Consider the following 15,171-nt stretch of genomic DNA (forward strand, 5'->3'; position numbering starts at 1 on the left):
CAGCGAGAAGCCCCCGGCCGGCGGCCGGGGGCTTCTGCCGTTTCCGGCCCGTGCCCGGCGGTGATCGCGGCGGACGGCCCGGTCCGCCCCGGTCGACCCGCTTCCTCGTGCGCGGCCCGGGTCCGCCCCCTGCCCGGGGCCTCCTCCGCACCCGTCCCGCCCTGCCGCCCGGGCGGCCCGCCGAACGGGTGGGACACGGCCAGGGGGCGCAGGTGTCGCCCTCCGGCCGCTCCGGGATCGTGATTCCTTTTTGTCGGATCTTGTGCTCGGGCTGCTCGCCGCCCGGTAGCCGACCGCGAAGGAGAGCCGGATGAGCCGACGGTTTCCCCGCACAGCTGTCGCCCTGGCCGTCCTCGCGGCCGGGCTGCTGACCGGTCCGAACGCCCCGGCCGCCCCGGCCCGGCAGTCCCCTGACTCCTGGTCGCCGGAGCACCGGGCGGTCCTGCCGTCCGGACTCTCCGTCCAGTTCGACTTCGCCGCCGCGCCCGGCACGGCCGTCACCGCCGAACCGGGCCGCCTGGCGGAGCGCGCCGGAGGGGCCGGCTCCGGCGCAACGTACGCGGACGGCATCGGTCCGGGGGAGCCGGCGCAGACCTTCACCCCCACCCCGGACCGTCCGCAGACCGATGGCTCCTGGCGCACCGTCGGCACCCTCCGGCTGAGCTTCTCCCGGCCGGTCCGCAATCCCCGGCTCCACCTCAGCGGACTGGGCGCGGTCGCCACCGGCGAATCCGGCACCACCGGCACCGCGGCCCGGCTGACCCTCACCGGCGGCTCACCCGCCGCGCCCACCCTGGTCGGCCGCACCGGCTGGAACGGCTGGACGGTCGACGGCAACTCCCTCGCCCCCGGCGGCGCCGACGGATCCACCGACGGCGCGGCCGGCACCGCGTCGGAGGGCACCCTGGAGCTCGCCGGGACCTTCCGCACGGCGGTGTTCCGGGTCGAGCAGCGCTCCACCTCGCGGGCCGGGAGCACCACCGCCGCTCCGGTCCTGCGCCAGGCCTACACCGTCACCGTCGACGAGTTCCTCGGGACGGCGCCGCAGGCCTACGGCAACGCCTCGCACGTGGTCTCCGACCTCTTCCTGGGCACCGACGCCACCACCGGGCCCCGGCGCGACCGCGCCCCCGGCCGGACCGCCGCCCCCGCAGCGGAGGACGGACCGCTGGTCCAGCTCGACCACGGCGCCGCCCGGCGGGCCACCCCGTTCGCCAGTCCCTACGGGCCGCCGCCGGCCAAGCCGCAGCCCGGTCGCGGTGAGTACCAGGGCCCCGACCCGTCGATCGGCTTCCCCGCCGAGGCCGCGATCGGCCACTACTACCGGGTCACCGTCCCCGTCGCGGTGGGCGACCAGCCCGCCACCCTGGCCGGCTGGATCGACTTCGGCCACAGCGGCCGGTTCGACCCCGTCGACCGGGTGCAGACCGAGGTCCCGGCCGGCGCCCGCACCGCGACCCTGGAATGGACCGTCCCGGCCGGCGCGGCCTCCGGCGAGACCTGGGCCCGGCTGCGGATCGGCCGCGACACCAGCCAGCTCGTCCCCTCCGGCGGCTTCGCCGACTCCGGCGAGGTCTCCGACCAGCGGATCAAGCTGACCGTCGGCGCGGCGCGGCCCGAGATCGCCGAGCCGGTCGACGGCGCCGTGCTGGCCGACGCCCGGCCGCAGATCCGCGGCGCGGGCGCGGTGGCCGGCGCCTCCGTCGAGATCCGGGAGGGCGAGGACGCGCTCTGCAGGGCCCGGGTCGAGCGCGGCGGCGACTGGTCCTGCCGCCCGGGGAGCGCGCTCCCCGCGGGACCGCACAGCCTCACCCCGGTGGAGACCACCAGCGGGGGAGTGGTGCTGCGCGGCGAGGCCGTCAAGATCACCGTGAAGACGGCCCCGCCGGCCGCGCCGGTGCTCACCCTGCCGGCCTACACCAACGACCCGGGGCTGCAGCTCACCGGCACCGGCGAGGCGGGCAGCACGGTCTCGGTCACCGACCGCTCCGGCTCCGCCGACCTGTGCAGCAGCGCGGTCCGCCCGGACGGCGGGTGGTCCTGCCTCCCGGTCGAGAACCTGGCGGACGGGAGCCACCAGCTCACCCCGGCCGCGGTCGACGCGGCGGGGAACCGGACGGCCGGGCAGGCGGTCACCCTGGTGGTCGACACCGTGCCGCCGGACAAGCCGACGCTCACCGTGCCGGGCGCGGGCGACGTGCTGAAGCTCAGCCGGCCGACGTTCGCCGGGCGTGCCGAGCCGGCCGCGAACGTGCTGGTCACGGCACGGGCGGGGGCCGCCGGCCCGGGCGACCGCACGGTGCTCTGCGGGGCCGGGGTGGCGCTGGACGGGAGCTGGACCTGCACGGCCAACCGGGACCTGGGGGACGGCGAGCAGTGGCTGACCGTCACGGCGACCGACCGGGCGGGGAACGGGACGTCGGCGGACCCGGTCCGGGTGCGCGTCGCCGCCGCGGCCCCGACCCCGGCGGCGTCGAGCCCAGGGACGCCGAGTGCGGCGGTGCCGAGCCCTGCGACGCCGAGCGCGACGGCGTCGAGCCCTGCGACGGGCCCGGCGGCGACGGCTTCGGTGGCGGTCAGCCCGAGCGCGTCCGTGCCGGCGACGACTCCGACCGCCTCTGCGTCGGCGGCGGCCGCTCCGGCAACGCCCGTACCGGACAGGCCCGTTGTGGCGAGCGGGGGCACGAGTGCGACGACGCCCACGGCCACGGCCACGCTCGCGCCCACCGCCACCAACACCGCCCCCTCGGGCGCGACGGCGGGCGCTCCCGGGCCGGGCCCGCTGGCGAGCGGCGGACCGTCGGTGGAAGGCGCCGGTCAGGGCGAGTCCGGCTCCGGCCGGTCCGGTGCGCGGCCGCTGCCCGCACCGCCGGCCGGGGCGACGGTGGCGGAGGCCGAGCAGACCGCGGGCCGTCACCGGGAGACCGGCCGGCACGAGGTGCTCGCCGGGGTGCTGCTGTTGTTCGCCGGAATCGGGCTGATCACCCGTCGGGTGTTCGCCCGCGGGCCCGGCTCCCGACGGCGCTGACCTGCGCCGACACCGTACCGACCATCCGTTCATCCGTTCATGTGCCTGCGCGTCAGGTCGGCTTCGGACGATACGTCAGTAAATGTCGACACACCTCGACTCAAATGTCGCATTTGATGACGTATGAACTTAGCCTGACTTTCGGCACTGCCCGTCAGATCCGGGCCGCCCGTTGCGCGACACACCGACCCAGAGGATCCGTGCATGGACGTCACCCGCGACTCTTCGCAGCGACCGGAGAACCTGACCGAGGAGCTCCCTCCGGTCTTGCCGGAACGTTTCGCCTCGGGCTCCAGCCCGCTGGCCAAGGTCTCGACCGTCAAGGCCGCCCCCCAGGCCCCGGCGGCCCCGGTGGCCCCCAGGACAGCCAGGACCCCCCAGGCCGCCGCGGCCGCCACGACGCCTCCGCCCGCCGACAGCGGACCGGCCCCCACCCCGTTGACCGTCGTCCCCGGACCGTCCCCCGCCGGCCCGGGCGACCTGCGGGATCCGCTGGAGAAGCCCGCCCCGGACGCCACCGACCGCCCGGGCGGCGCCGCCGTTGCTCCCACCGCGGCCACCCCGCGCCGCCCCCCGCGCGCCGACCAGGCGCTGCGCGAGCACCCCGCCCCCGCGCTGCCCGGCTGGGTCGCCCTGCTGGTGGTGCTCCTGGCCCTGGCCTCGGTGGGCTACGTGCTGCTGCGCACGGGGGTGCTCCCGCACTGGGACGCGCTGCCCGAGCTGCGTGACCGGGCCGTCAGGGAGAGCGGCCGGGCCCGGGTCGACGTCCGGGCGGTGGCCGCGGTCACGGCGGCCGGCCTGCTGGTGGTGTGCGCGCTCGCCGGCCTGCTGGCGAACGCGGGCGGCGAGACCCGGGTGCTGACCCGCTGGGGCCGCTACCGGGGCACGGTGCGCAGGACCGGGCTGGTCTGGGTCAATCCGCTGCTGCGCCGCCGCCGGGTGGACGTGCGGCTGCGGCACTGGCGCAGCGAGCCGGTCAAGGTGGTCGACCGCACCGGGACGCCGATCGTGGTCCGGCTGCTGATCGTCTGGCGGGTCAAGGACACCGCGCGGGCGCTGCTGGCGATCGAGGACCACGAGAGCTACCTGCGCGCCCAGGTCCAGGCGGTGCTCACCCGCACCGCGTCCACCCTGCCGTGCGACAGCAACGCGGCGCCCGGCCCCGCGCTGCGCGACGGTCAGTGGTTCGCCGACGAGATGACCCGTGCGCTGGCCGCCGAGGTCGCCCCGGCCGGCCTGGAGGTCTACTCCGCGCAGCCGCTGGCGCTGGACTACGCGCCCGAGGTCGCCGAGTCGATGCGCCGCCGCCGAGTGGCCGACCTGGACGCGGGTCTGCGGACCGTGCTGGTCGACGACGCGGTGGAGGCGGCGGCGCTGGCCGTCCGCCGGCTGGAGCGCGCGACGGCGCACCAACTGGACGAGGCCGCCCGCAGCGCGCTGATGGAGCAGCTGCTGGTCGCCTTCGTCGCCCCGGCCGGAGTGGCCGCCTCGGTACCGCCCCCGGCCGCCCGGGCCGGGCGGAAGGAAGGACGACCCGCATGAGGATAGCCACCGGCGCGTACGCCGAGCCCGGTTCCGACCCCGACGCGGACTCCGGTCTGATCGGTTTCGAGGAGCGCCTCGGCAGCATTCCCGCGGTGGCGGGCTGCGGCTGCCCGAACTGCGCGGCCCGGCCGCGCACCGCCCGCCCGGCGCCGGCGTCCGGTGGAGGGCGAGTGAACCGCGCCGTGCGGAGCACCTGCCTGGCCACCACCGTGCTCGCGGGCGCCGGCGTGGTCGGCCTGACGGTCGGTGCCGGGTCCGCCCAGGCCGCGGCCGGCCGGCAGGGCTGGGACGGTTCGAAGTACTGGTTCAGGAACGGCGCCGGTGAGTGGCGCTGGACCAGCCACTACGACGTCTACGCCAGCCGCACCGGGAAGCCCGGCGGCCCCGGGAAGCCCGGCGGCCCCGGGAAGTCCGCAGGCGCCGCGAAGTCCGGTGGCCCCGGGAAGTCCGCTGCCACCGGGAGCTCCGGCGGTGCCGGTGGGTCCGGCGCGGAGGCCGTCTCCAACGGCCCGGCCTCCTCCTGGGGACCGCGCCAGGGCTGGGACGGTTCGAAGTACTGGTTCAGGAACGGCGCCGGTGAGTGGCGCTGGACCAGCCACTACGACGTCTACCTCAGCCGCACCGGGAAGTCCGGTGGCCCCGGGAAGTCCGCCGGCGACACGGCCTCCTCCGCGAGCCAGGCCTCCTCCGGCGACACGGCGGCCCCCGGCAGCAAGGCCTCCTCCGGGCGCACGGAGGCGGCGGTCGACTACGCGCTGGCCCAGCTCGGCAAGCCCTACGTCTGGGGCGGTGACGGCCCGTCCGGCTACGACTGCTCCGGGCTGGTCCAGCAGGCCTACCTGCGCAGCGGGATAAGCCTGCCGCGGGTGGCCGACGACCAGTACGCGGCGACCACGCCGATCGGCTCCGGGCAGCTGCGCCGCGGGGACCTGGTGTTCTGGTCGGACAGCGGCCGGGCCTCGGGGATCCACCACGTGGGGATCTACCTGGGCGACGGCACCTTCGTGGAGGCGCCCCGGCCGGGCCGGACCGTCCGGATATCGGCGCTCACCTCCGGCTACTACCCGACCCACTTCGGTCGGCCCTGACCGCCGTGACCGGCCCTGACCGGCTCGGGCCCGGCCGCGGCCGGTGGGCAGCACCGGGCCCCGACGGCGGAGCGCCGCCGGGGCCCGGTCGTGTGCTCAGCCGGAGCCCGGTCGGACTCACCCGCTGCTCACCCGCTGCTCACCCGCTGCTCATCCGGGCGCTCACTCGGGCGCTCACTCGGAGGCGGCGTCCAGCAGGGCGGTCTGCTCGGCGGTGAGCTCCAGCCCGGTCGCGGCCAGCAGCGGGGGCAGCTGGTCGATGGTGCGGGCGCTGGCGATCGGGGCGGCGACGGTCGGACGGGCGGCGAGCCAGGCCAGCGCCACACTGGCCGGCGTGACGCCGTGCTCGGCGGCGACCGTGTCCAGTGCCTCCAGCACCTTCGGGCCGCGCGGCTCGTCCAGGTAGCGGGCGGCGCCCTCGGCGCGGGCGCTGTCCACCTCCGGACCGCCGGGGCGGTACTTGCCGGTCAGGAAGCCCGAGGCGAGCGCGTAGTACGGGACGGTCGCGAGGCCGTGCTCGGCGACCACGTCGGCCAGCGGGCCCTCGAAGGTTCCACGGGAAACCAGGTTGTAGTGCGGCTGCACCGCGACGTACTTGGCCAGGCCCTCGCGCTCGGCGAAGGCCACTGCCTCGGCCAGCCGTTCGGCGGAGATGTTGGAGGCGGCGACGGCCCGGACCTTGCCCTCGCGGACCAGCTCGTCCAGTGCGGTGACGAATTCCTCCACCGGGGTGTCGTCGTCCCGGTGGGTGTAGTACAGGTCGATCCGCTCCACGCCCAGGCGGCGCAGCGAGGCCTCCGCGGCGGCCTTGATGGTGGCCGCCCCCAGCCCCCGCGCCTCGGGGTGCATGCCGGCCTTGGTGGCGATCACCACGTCGTCGCGGTTGCCGCGGCTGCGCAGCCAGTTGCCGATGACGGTCTCGGACTCGCCGCCGGTGTTGCCCGGGGCCCACGCGGAGTAGACGTCGGCGGTGTCGACGAAGTTGCCGCCGGCGGCCGCGTAGGCGTCGAGGACGGCGAACGACTGCTGCTCGTCGGCCGTCCAGCCGAAGACGTTGCCGCCGAGGGCGAGGGGATAGACGGACAGGTCGGAGGTGCCGAGCGGGACTCGGCTGGGGTTTCCGGTCATGCCCGCAGTCAACCCGAAGGCGGGGCAGCGCATTCCGGGCGTTGCGAGCTGTTCACGGGACCGTCGCACGAGGGAGTGGTGTGCCCTCCGGAGGAGGGGTCCGGGGTGTGCCTGAGGTGGGCCGATTCGTTAGAGTCCGTGCCATGGCTGACAACGACTACGACCCCGCCGGTAGCACCCAGATGTTCCGGGCGTTCGTCGACGAGAGCCCGGCGCGTCAGGCACCGGGCTCCGTCTCCACCTACGGCAGCAGCAAGAGCGGCAGTCGGACCGGCGTGATCGCGCTGGTCGCGGTCGTCGCCCTGGTCGTGCTGGGCGCCGTCATCTGGCTCGCGGTCAAGTGACCCTCGCGCGGGTGGCCCCGCTCAGGGTCACCCGCGCGACGGGAAGCACCGCGCCCGGCGCTGGTCCTAGCAGGGCTTGCGCCAGGCGTTGAGGTCGAGCTTCTTCTGCATCGAACTGAATCCCAGCGCCTTGGTCTTGGCGCAGAACCGGTCCGTGTCGAGCTTGTACTCGACGTGGAACACCGCCTTGCCCGCCTTGATGAACGGCGAGACCCGGTCGCACTCGTCGAACTGCGAGCACTCCTCGTTGACCGCGAAGTCGAAGTCCGGCAGCAGCGCGGGGATCTGGTCCAGGTCGTTCTTCAGTCCGATGGCCAGGCCGCGGTCATGGGCGAGCTGCGCCAGCATCCGGTTGTACCGGAGCTGGTCGTCGGGGGTCAGCGGGAAGCCGCTGTTCTGGTTGTAGGCCTCGATGGTGTCGGGCTCGACGGCGTCGAAGCCCTTGCTCCTGCACATGTCGAAGCGGGCCGCCATCAGCGGCTTCAGCTGGTCGAGCTTGCGGATGTCGAACCACTTCTCGCCCTTCCAGCCGGTGTCCGAGCCCTGCAGGGCCTTGGCGAAGGCGTTGGAGTCGGGGCGGAAGTCCTCCCAGGACCCGGCGTTGATGTAGCAGATGACCTTGCGGCCCTTGGCGTGCAGCGCGGCCACCACCGAGGCGTCGTTCTCGAAGCCGTCGATGTCGTAGACGGGCACGTCCACCGACTGGTCGACGGTGCCGCCGAGCTGCCACTGCCAGGCGAGGCCCGGGGTGGGCTGCCAGCGGGCGCCGGTCGGGGCCGGGGCGGTGGTCGCGGGCGGCGGCGTGCCGGGAGCGGTGGTGCCGCTCGGCGTGCCCGGGGCGGTGGTCGCACCGCCGGTGCCGGGAGCGCTCGGGGTGCCCGGGTCGGACGGGGTGCCGGGGGTGCTCGGCGCGGTGGCCGTGGGCTGGCTGCTCGGGCTGCCGTCGGCGGAGTCCTGGTCGTCCTCCGAACCCGAGCTGCTGCACGAGCTGACCAGCAGGGCGGTGGCGGTGGCGAGGGCCAGGGCGGCCGGCAGCAGCCGGGTACGACGGTTCACGGTGGTGGACTCCGGATCGGGTCAGGTCAGTTCGGCGGCGGCGAGGCCGTACGGCAGGGTGCGCCAGGGGTTCTCGCCGGCGCCCGGTACGGCACAGCCGACGCCGGCGCGCCGGGCGGCGATCAGTGCGGCGGCGTCCCGGGCGGCGTCGGCCGGGACGTCGTAGACCAGGTGGCAGAAGCGGGACGCCGCGTGGCGGCCGGTCCACAGCGGCAGCGTCATCCCGCGGTAGGTGTCCCAGTCGCCCTCGAAGGTGACCAGCAGGTCGGCCAGACCGACCTCGGCGTACCCCGGGTCGGGGTGCTCGCCGTGGCCGAACACCACGGTGGCGCAGCCGGCCGCCCGGGCGGCGGTGGCCAGCCGCCGGTAGTGGGCCAGTGCCCCGGGGTGGGTGGCGACCTGGTCGAGGTACACGCCGCTGATGCCGTGCCGCTGGCGGTACGTCAGGACGTCGGCGACGACGGCGGCGTGCGGGCGGCGGCCGTAGTCGGTGTCGGTGTAGCCGAGTAGCGGCAGGCCGGCCGCGCGCAGTTCGTCGGCGGCCTCGGCGAAGACGCTGTCCGGCACCTCGCCGGGACCGTCCGCGAGGTTGAGCACCACGGCGGCGATCCGGGCGGGGTCGGCGGCGGCGACCGCCTGCCAGGCCGCCGGGTCCACCGCGGGGTGGACGTACAGCGGCACCAGCAGGCGGCCGTCGGAGGTGGCCCCGGCGGTCATGCGACCACCGGGGTCCGGGCGGACTCGGCGGTGCTGAGCCACAGGTCGCGCAGGGTGTCGGCGAGGTCCGTCTCCGCGTGCCAGCCGAGTTCCCGGGCGGCGGCCGACACGTCGGCCTGCTGCCAGGAGACCGCGGCCGAGCGCTCGGAGCCCGCCCCGCTCTCGTCGATCCGGCCGGTGAACCCGGCCGCCGCGACCAGGCCGTCGGCGATCGCCCGGACCTGCCGGGCCCGCCCGGAGGCCAGGTTGAGCACCCGGGGCAGCGGGCGGTCGGCGGTCACCGCGAGGCCGACGGCCCGGGCGACGTCCCGGGCGTCGACGAAGTCCCGGTAGGCGGAGAGGTCCCCGACGGTGATCACGCCGTCGGAGCCCTCCGGCGCCACCCGGCGCAGCTCGGCGGCCAGCCGGCCGGGCAGCGAACCCGCCGGGGCACCCGGGCCGACCGGGTTGAACACCCGCAGCACCACCGCGTCCAGCGGCGAGCCGGCCACCGCGAGGGAGCCGGCCAGCTTGGTCGCGCCGTACACGCCGACCGGGCGGGCGTCGGCGTCCTCGGACAGCGAGCTGCCCTCGGCGCAGACGCCGTACTCGCCGGCCGAACCGATGTGCACCAGGCGGGCCTTCGGCGCGCCCAGGGACAGCGCCTCGCAGAGCACCGCCGGGCCGCGGGCGTTCACCTCGGCGAGCTTGACCGCGCTGCCGGCCACCGCGCCGGCGAAGTTGACCACCACGTCGGGGGCCAGTGCGACCAGTTCCTCGCCGAGCGGGCCGGCCTGGGCGGTGCCCAGGTCCAGCCGGAGGTCGTGGGCGGGGCGCCGTCCGGCGGTCAGCACGGTGGCGCCGGGCAGCGACCGCAGGACGGCGGAGGCATGACGGCCGAGGAAGCCGTCGCCGCCGAGCAGCAGGATCCTCACGCGGCCCGTCCGTCGCTCTCGGCGTCCGCCCCGGCGGACTCCCCGACCAGGTCGTCCGCGGCGGCGCGGGGGGTGCGGGCGGCCGGGACCGGCAGCTCCGCGACGCCCGGCACGGCGGCGGCCGACTCGAAGGGCATCAGCACCGGGCGGATGGCGGTGAACTCCGCGTTGGCCCGGTCGTAGTCGTCCGGGCGGCCGATGTCCAGCCAGTAGCCGCCGAAGTCGTACGCGGCCGGCGGGGTCTTCGCGGCCAGCAGGTCGAGCACCAGCTCGTCGAAGCCCAGCGGCAGGCCGGGGGTGTACTTGGCGAGCGCGGCGCGCGAGACGCCGTACACGCCCATCGACACCCGGTAGTCGATGCTGGGCTTCTCCTGGAAGCCGGTGATGGTGCCGGACTCGGTGGTCAGCACACCGAAGTCGATCTTCACCTGGCGGGCGTAGGTGGCGATGGTCAGCGGCGCCCCGGACGCCTCGTGGTGCTTGAGCACCCCGGCGAAGTCCAGGTCGGTGAGGATGTCGCCGTTCATCACCAGGAAGTGCTCGGGCAGGCGGTCCTGCATGGTGAGCAGCGGGCCCATGGTGCCGAGCGGGCTGTCCTCGACGGCGTAGCCCACCCGCAGGCCCCACTGGGAGCCGTTGCCGACGTAGGCGCGGATGATGTGGCCGAGGTGGCCGATGGCCAGGGTGACGGTCTTGAAGCCCGCGGCGGCGAGCTGGCGCATCACGATCTCCAGGATCGCGTGCTGGTCGCCGATCGGGACGAGCGGCTTGGGAAGCGCGGTGGTGTACGGGCGGAGGCGAACGCCCTTACCGCCGGCCAGGATCACTGCGTGCATGGTGTTTCCCCCACGGAAAGGATGTGTAGGTCACGAACCTCGGGTACCAGGACGGGCACGAGCGGTACGGCGGTCAGACGTTGTAGATGTCGGTCTTGTAGCGGGCCAGGTTGGCCGGGTCGCGGAAGAACTCGATGGTCTGCTCCAGGCCCTGCTCCAGGGTGAAGCGCGGCGCCCAGCCGGTCGCCTCGCGCAGCCGGGTCGCGTCCGCGACCAGGCGCATGACCTCGGAGTTGGCCGGACGGATGCGCTGCTCGTCCTCCTTCACCACCAGGTCCACGCCCATCAGCTTGCCGACCAGGGTGACCAGGTCGCCGACCGAGATCTCGCCGCCGGTGCCGGCGTTGAAGGTCCGGCCGACCACGGCCTCGGCGGGCGCGGTGCCCACCGTGCGGAAGGCGTGGGCGGTGTCCTTGACGAACATGAAGTCGCGGGTCGGGCGCAGGTCGCCGAGGGTGATCTCGGTCTGGCCGGCCGCGACCTGGGCGATCACGGTCGGGATGACGGCGCGCATCGACTGGCGCGGGCCGAAGGTGTTGAACGGGCGCAGGGTGACGACCGGGGTCTCGAAGCTGGCGTGGTAGCTGTCGGCCAGCCGGTCCCCGCCGGCCTTGGAGGCGGCGTACGGGGACTGGGTGTTGATCGGGTGGTCCTCGGTGATCGGCACGGTCTGCGCGGTGCCGTAGGTCTCACTGGTGGAGGTGTGCACCAGGCGCGGGATCTCCAGGTGGCGCACCGCCTCCAGCACGTTCAGGGTGCCGGTGACGTTGGTGTCCACGTACGAGTGGGGAGCGCGGTAGGAGTACGGGATCGCGATCAGGGCGGCCAGGTGGTAGACCGCCTCGGTCCCCTTGACCAGGCCGTTGACCGAGCCCGGGTCCCGGACGTCGCCGAGGACGATCTCTACCGAGTCCAGCACCTCCTCGGGCAGCGTCTCCAGCCAGCCGAAGGACGAGAAGGAGTTGTACTGGACCATCGCGCGGACGTGGTGCCCGTCGGCGACCAGGGTCTCGACGAGGTGGGAGCCGATGAAGCCTTCGGCTCCGGTAACCGCGACGCTGCTCATGCGGAATTCGCTTTCTCGATGTACGGGACGGCACGACGGTCTGTGCCGGCCGGCCGGTGGTGCCTCGGCTGAGGCGGACTTGTTCAGCGGTGTTGGGTGGTGCGGCCGAGCGCTGGCCCGGCGATGGCGGTGAGGACGATCGCGGCCGCCCCGCAGCCGATCAGCTGCAGGACGATCGGATCCGCACCGGTCAGCAGCCCGACGCTCTCGGCGGTCGCGGCGGCCAGACAGATGAGGGCGGTGCTCCAGCTGAAGCCGAAGGCGTTCAGCAGCAGCGCCAGCCAGAGCGAGCCGCCCAGGAGCAGCATCGCGCCGAGCTGCGGCACGCCGAGCGACGGGGCGCCCGGCCACAGCACGGTCGCGGCGGCGTCCAGCGCGGCCACGGTGGTGAGGTAGATGAACAGGCAGCCGAGCAGGATCCCGCCGGTGCGGCGGGTGAACTGCCCGGTGGTGTGGCTGGTGCGGAGCGCGGCCACGGCCATCGCCCGGTAGCGGAACAGCAGCCACTCGGCGAGGCCGAGACTGAGCGTCAGCGCGATCATGGCCGGGCCGGTGGGGGTGGCCTTCAGCTCCCGCCCGGCAACGGCGTGCGCGCCGCCGTGGGCGTGCACCGCGTGCGAGGCGGCGTGGACGGCCTGGTGGATGGTCTCGCCGAGGCCGGCGATCAGCGTCAGCGCGCCGCAGGCCAGGCCGAACAGCAGGTGCGGGACCTCCTGGCGGATCGGCAGCGCCGACCGGGTGCCGTCCCGTTCGCCGCCGCGCGCGGCGACCAGCAGCTCGCGGGCGCACAGGGCGACGGCCAGCGTCAGCGAGGCGAGCAGCACCACCGTACGGACCGCCTGCGGCACGTCCACCGCCAGCACGACGCCCGCACCGACCGAGGCCGGCGCCAGCGCCACCAGCAGGAACTTCTCCCGCCCGAGCACCAGCAGCGCGGTGGCCGCGCCCAGGTAGCAGGACTGCCCGGCGGCGAACCACAAGGCGTCGAGCGGGCCGCCGACCACGTACGCCGCCGCCGAGGCCAGCAGCGCGCCGACCGGTGCACCGACAGCCAGGCAGACGGCCGCCTCCCGGCGGCGCAGCCGGCCCAGCCAGCGGTACGCGCGGTGCGCCAGCGCCTGGTTGAAGCCCCAGCTGACCAGGGTGGCGACGGACAGCGCGGCCATGCCCGAGGGCAGGCCGAAACGCAACCGGGCGGTCGCGAAGAGGTTGGCGCCGAGCAGGTAGCCGAGCCCGGGCAGGGCGAACACCAGGCCGCGCACCACGCACCGCCAGGGATCGGCCCGCCAGGGGTTGGCGAACTCGGAGCTCTGGCCGGGGTAGCGGCGCTCGACCTTCTCGAACAGCTCCTCGGCGACGGTGAACGCGTCGGGGCGGCCGTACAGCAGGGCGGCCTGCTCGTCGGAGAGGCCGTCGGACTCCAGGAAGGCCGCGATCTCGTAGGGGTGGACGGCGTCTGCGCAGACGTCGTGCAGCCGCTCGGCGAGTTCGTCCAGCGGGTCGGCGGAGAGGCCGAGCTGTTCCGCGGGCTCGGGCTCGACGGGCGCGGCCGGGCGGCGGCGCTTCAGCGGCAGGGTGCGCAGCTGCATCGTCCGCTCGGCGCCGCCCTCGTCCGGCACGAGCCGGATCGGCCCACTCATGCGCCCACCTCGCTTCGCTCGGCGGCCGCTTCGCGGGACACGCACCTCTCGATGGTTCGCTCGCTCCGCTCGTTCACGCGCCCACCTCGCTTCGCTCGGCGGCCGCTTCGCGGGACACGCACCTCTCGATGGTTCGCTCGCTCCGCTCGTTCACGCGCCCACCTCGCTCGGCTGGGCCGGGACGACGGTCAGCCGCTGGCCCCAGTCGGGGCTGGGCACCTCGTCGGTGACGGCCACCATGCCGCCGGGCATCCAGCGGGAGGTGCCGAGCAGCTCGGTGTAGATGCCCCGGAAGCCGTCGATGTTCTGGCGGAGCGTGAACTGCTCGATGACCCGCAGCCGCGCGCCCTCGCCGAGCCGGGCGCGCCGTTCGGGGTCGCGCAGCAGCTCGATCGCGGCGGCCGCCATCGGCTCGGGCTCGCGCGGGGGGACGACCAGGCCGGTGTCGCCGACGGCCTCGCGCACGCCGCCGACGTCCGTCGAGACGGTCGCGCGGCCGCAGGACATGGCCTCGATCAGGGTGAACGGGAAGCCCTCGCTGATGCTGGAGAGCATCACCACGTTGCCCGCCGCGTACGCGTCGGTGATGTCGGCGACGCGGCCTTCGAAGGCCACCGACTCGGCGACGCCGAGTTCGGCGGCCAGGGCTATGCAGCCGTCCCGGTACGCCTCGCCGCCCTTGGGAGTGCCGCCGAAGAGCCGCAGCCGCGCTTCGGGGATCTCACGCTGGACGATGGCGAAGGCCCGGATCAGCGTCTCCAGGTCCTTGATCGGGTCGACCCGGCCGGCCCAGCTGAGGGTGGGCGTCTCGGGTTCCGGTCCGGCCGGCGGGAAGGCGGCCGGGTCCACGCCGTTGTAGACGGTGCGGATGTGCGCGGACGGCGTGCCGCCGCGCTCCTCCCAGCGCCGGTTGTACCGGTTGCCGGGGGTGACGAGTGCGGCCTGCCGGTAGCTCTCCTCGGCGAGCATCCGGTAGAAGCCGAGCAGCAGCGCCTTGACCGGCCAGCGGTACGGGCCGGTGCGGTAGCCGAGGTAGCGCTCGCGCAGGTAGATGCCGTGCTCGGTGAGCAGAAACGGTACGCCGTACTGCTGGGCGGCGATCAGCCCGGGCAGGGTGGCCAGGCCGCCGCTGGCCGCGTGGGCGACGCCGTCGGTGGGCGGCTCGACCGAGAGCGGCCGCAGGGCGTGCTCCAGCAGGTCGGTGGCGTTCAGCGCGTCGTGCAGGGTGGGGCGGGAGGCGGCGGTGGGCAGGTAGTCGCGGGTCCACACCTGCTGGAGCGTGCGCAGGGCGCGCTCGCTGCGCAGCGCGGGGCTGAGCAGTCCGCGGCGGGCGAGGTCGGCGAAGCCGTACAGCTCGGTGCCGAAGTGGGTGGTGTAGACCGGGTCGAGGATGGAGTGCAGGAAGCGCTCGTACGCGTTGAGGAAGCGGCGCATCTCCTTGCCGCGCGGCGGTCGGGCGTCGGAGGCCGGGCCCCACAGCGGTGCGGTGGTGACCGACCGTACGTTGGCGGGCAGTTCCCAGGTCAGTGGTTCCTGGCCGGTTCCGGTGACGGCGATGACGTCGAAGTCGACGTCCGGCATGCCCTGGACGAGCTGGTCGCACCAGACGCTCACGCCGCCGTGCTGGTGCGGGTACGTCCCCTCGGTGAGCAGGGTGACGCGCATCTCCTGTCCCCCCTCCTGTTCTTGCGTCGGTTGCCCGGCCTGGGTGGCCGGAACGTCAGCCGTGGCGGGGGGGGGGGGGGCCGGCCGGCCGCCCCCCCCCCCCCCGGGGGGGGGGGGTAGCCGGGGCGGGCGGGAGCGGGGTGG

General features: G+C 75.0%; 11 protein-coding genes and 1 pseudogene. 4 read left to right on the forward strand and 8 right to left on the reverse strand.

Annotated features, from left to right (window positions below):
* Positions 1–310: 310 nt before the first annotated feature.
* The 3 genes from ABT247_RS23665 to ABT247_RS23675 all read left to right on the forward strand — a co-directional run bounded on the left by ABT247_RS23665 (position 311) and on the right by ABT247_RS23675 (position 5,661).
* Positions 311–3,028, forward strand: a complete 2,718-nt coding sequence (locus tag ABT247_RS23665) for an Ig-like domain-containing protein (protein WP_350745381.1) — start codon at positions 311–313, stop codon at positions 3,026–3,028.
* Between the two features lie 267 nt (positions 3,029–3,295).
* Positions 3,296–4,570 (forward strand): SPFH domain-containing protein, encoded by a 1,275-nt coding sequence (locus ABT247_RS23670; RefSeq protein WP_350745384.1) that lies wholly within the window; start codon positions 3,296–3,298, stop codon positions 4,568–4,570.
* The gene (locus tag ABT247_RS23675; protein ID WP_350745386.1) at positions 4,567–5,661 is read left to right on the forward strand and encodes a C40 family peptidase; all 1,095 of its coding nucleotides are present in this window, start codon (positions 4,567–4,569) and stop codon (positions 5,659–5,661) included. The genes ABT247_RS23670 and ABT247_RS23675 overlap by 4 nt, the downstream gene beginning before the upstream one ends.
* Before the next feature lie 174 nt (positions 5,662–5,835).
* Here ABT247_RS23675 and ABT247_RS23680 read toward each other — a convergent pair whose 3' ends face one another.
* On the reverse strand, positions 5,836–6,789 hold the full coding sequence (locus ABT247_RS23680; RefSeq protein ID WP_350745389.1) for an aldo/keto reductase: 954 nt from the start codon (positions 6,787–6,789) through the stop codon (positions 5,836–5,838).
* Between the two features lie 143 nt (positions 6,790–6,932).
* Between ABT247_RS23680 and ABT247_RS23685 the strand changes: the two genes are divergently transcribed.
* Positions 6,933–7,133 carry a hypothetical protein gene (locus ABT247_RS23685; protein WP_350745392.1) on the forward strand — a complete coding sequence of 67 codons (201 nt, stop codon included), beginning with the start codon at positions 6,933–6,935 and terminating at the stop codon, positions 7,131–7,133.
* Positions 7,134–7,199: 66 nt separating this feature from the next.
* On the opposite strand, the gene ABT247_RS23690 is transcribed toward ABT247_RS23685, so the two are convergent.
* The 7 genes and pseudogenes from ABT247_RS23690 to pelF form a co-directional block, all read right to left on the reverse strand.
* Positions 7,200–8,189 carry an endo alpha-1,4 polygalactosaminidase gene (locus ABT247_RS23690; protein ID WP_350745395.1) on the reverse strand — a complete coding sequence of 330 codons (990 nt, stop codon included), beginning with the start codon at positions 8,187–8,189 and terminating at the stop codon, positions 7,200–7,202.
* Between the two features lie 21 nt (positions 8,190–8,210).
* Positions 8,211–8,906, reverse strand: a complete 696-nt coding sequence (locus tag ABT247_RS23695; protein WP_350745398.1) for a spherulation-specific family 4 protein — start codon at positions 8,904–8,906, stop codon at positions 8,211–8,213.
* Positions 8,903–9,820 (reverse strand): NAD-dependent epimerase/dehydratase family protein, encoded by a 918-nt coding sequence (locus ABT247_RS23700; protein ID WP_350745401.1) that lies wholly within the window; start codon positions 9,818–9,820, stop codon positions 8,903–8,905. Before ABT247_RS23700 ends, ABT247_RS23695 begins: the two co-directional genes overlap by 4 nt.
* A gap of 134 nt (positions 9,821–9,954) precedes the next feature.
* A pseudogene (locus ABT247_RS23705) lies at positions 9,955–10,656 on the reverse strand (nucleotidyltransferase family protein); the annotation flags it as partial.
* Positions 10,657–10,729: 73 nt separating this feature from the next.
* The gene (locus ABT247_RS23710; RefSeq protein ID WP_350745404.1) at positions 10,730–11,722 is read right to left on the reverse strand and encodes an SDR family NAD(P)-dependent oxidoreductase; all 993 of its coding nucleotides are present in this window, start codon (positions 11,720–11,722) and stop codon (positions 10,730–10,732) included.
* Between the two features lie 83 nt (positions 11,723–11,805).
* On the reverse strand, positions 11,806–13,362 hold the full coding sequence (locus tag ABT247_RS23715; RefSeq protein WP_350745407.1) for a hypothetical protein: 1,557 nt from the start codon (positions 13,360–13,362) through the stop codon (positions 11,806–11,808).
* A 150-nt stretch (positions 13,363–13,512) separates the two neighbouring features.
* On the reverse strand, positions 13,513–15,027 hold the full coding sequence (gene pelF, locus ABT247_RS23720) for a GT4 family glycosyltransferase PelF (RefSeq protein ID WP_350745409.1): 1,515 nt from the start codon (positions 15,025–15,027) through the stop codon (positions 13,513–13,515).
* Positions 15,028–15,171: the final 144 nt, after the last annotated feature.

Source organism: Kitasatospora sp. NPDC001539, assembly GCF_040298565.1.
In the GTDB taxonomy this organism is placed as follows: domain Bacteria; phylum Actinomycetota; class Actinomycetes; order Streptomycetales; family Streptomycetaceae; genus Kitasatospora.

Coding starts and splice junctions, on each gene's coding strand:
- pelF (WP_350745409.1), bottom strand. CDS start 15,027: ATGCGCGTCACCCTGCTCACCGAGGGGACGTACCCGCACCAGCACGGC.
- ABT247_RS23710 (WP_350745404.1), bottom strand. CDS start 11,722: ATGAGCAGCGTCGCGGTTACCGGAGCCGAAGGCTTCATCGGCTCCCAC.
- ABT247_RS23665 (WP_350745381.1), top strand. CDS start 311: ATGAGCCGACGGTTTCCCCGCACAGCTGTCGCCCTGGCCGTCCTCGCG.
- ABT247_RS23715 (WP_350745407.1), bottom strand. CDS start 13,362: ATGAGTGGGCCGATCCGGCTCGTGCCGGACGAGGGCGGCGCCGAGCGG.
- ABT247_RS23685 (WP_350745392.1), top strand. CDS start 6,933: ATGGCTGACAACGACTACGACCCCGCCGGTAGCACCCAGATGTTCCGG.
- ABT247_RS23680 (WP_350745389.1), bottom strand. CDS start 6,789: ATGACCGGAAACCCCAGCCGAGTCCCGCTCGGCACCTCCGACCTGTCC.
- ABT247_RS23695 (WP_350745398.1), bottom strand. CDS start 8,906: ATGACCGCCGGGGCCACCTCCGACGGCCGCCTGCTGGTGCCGCTGTAC.
- ABT247_RS23675 (WP_350745386.1), top strand. CDS start 4,567: ATGAGGATAGCCACCGGCGCGTACGCCGAGCCCGGTTCCGACCCCGAC.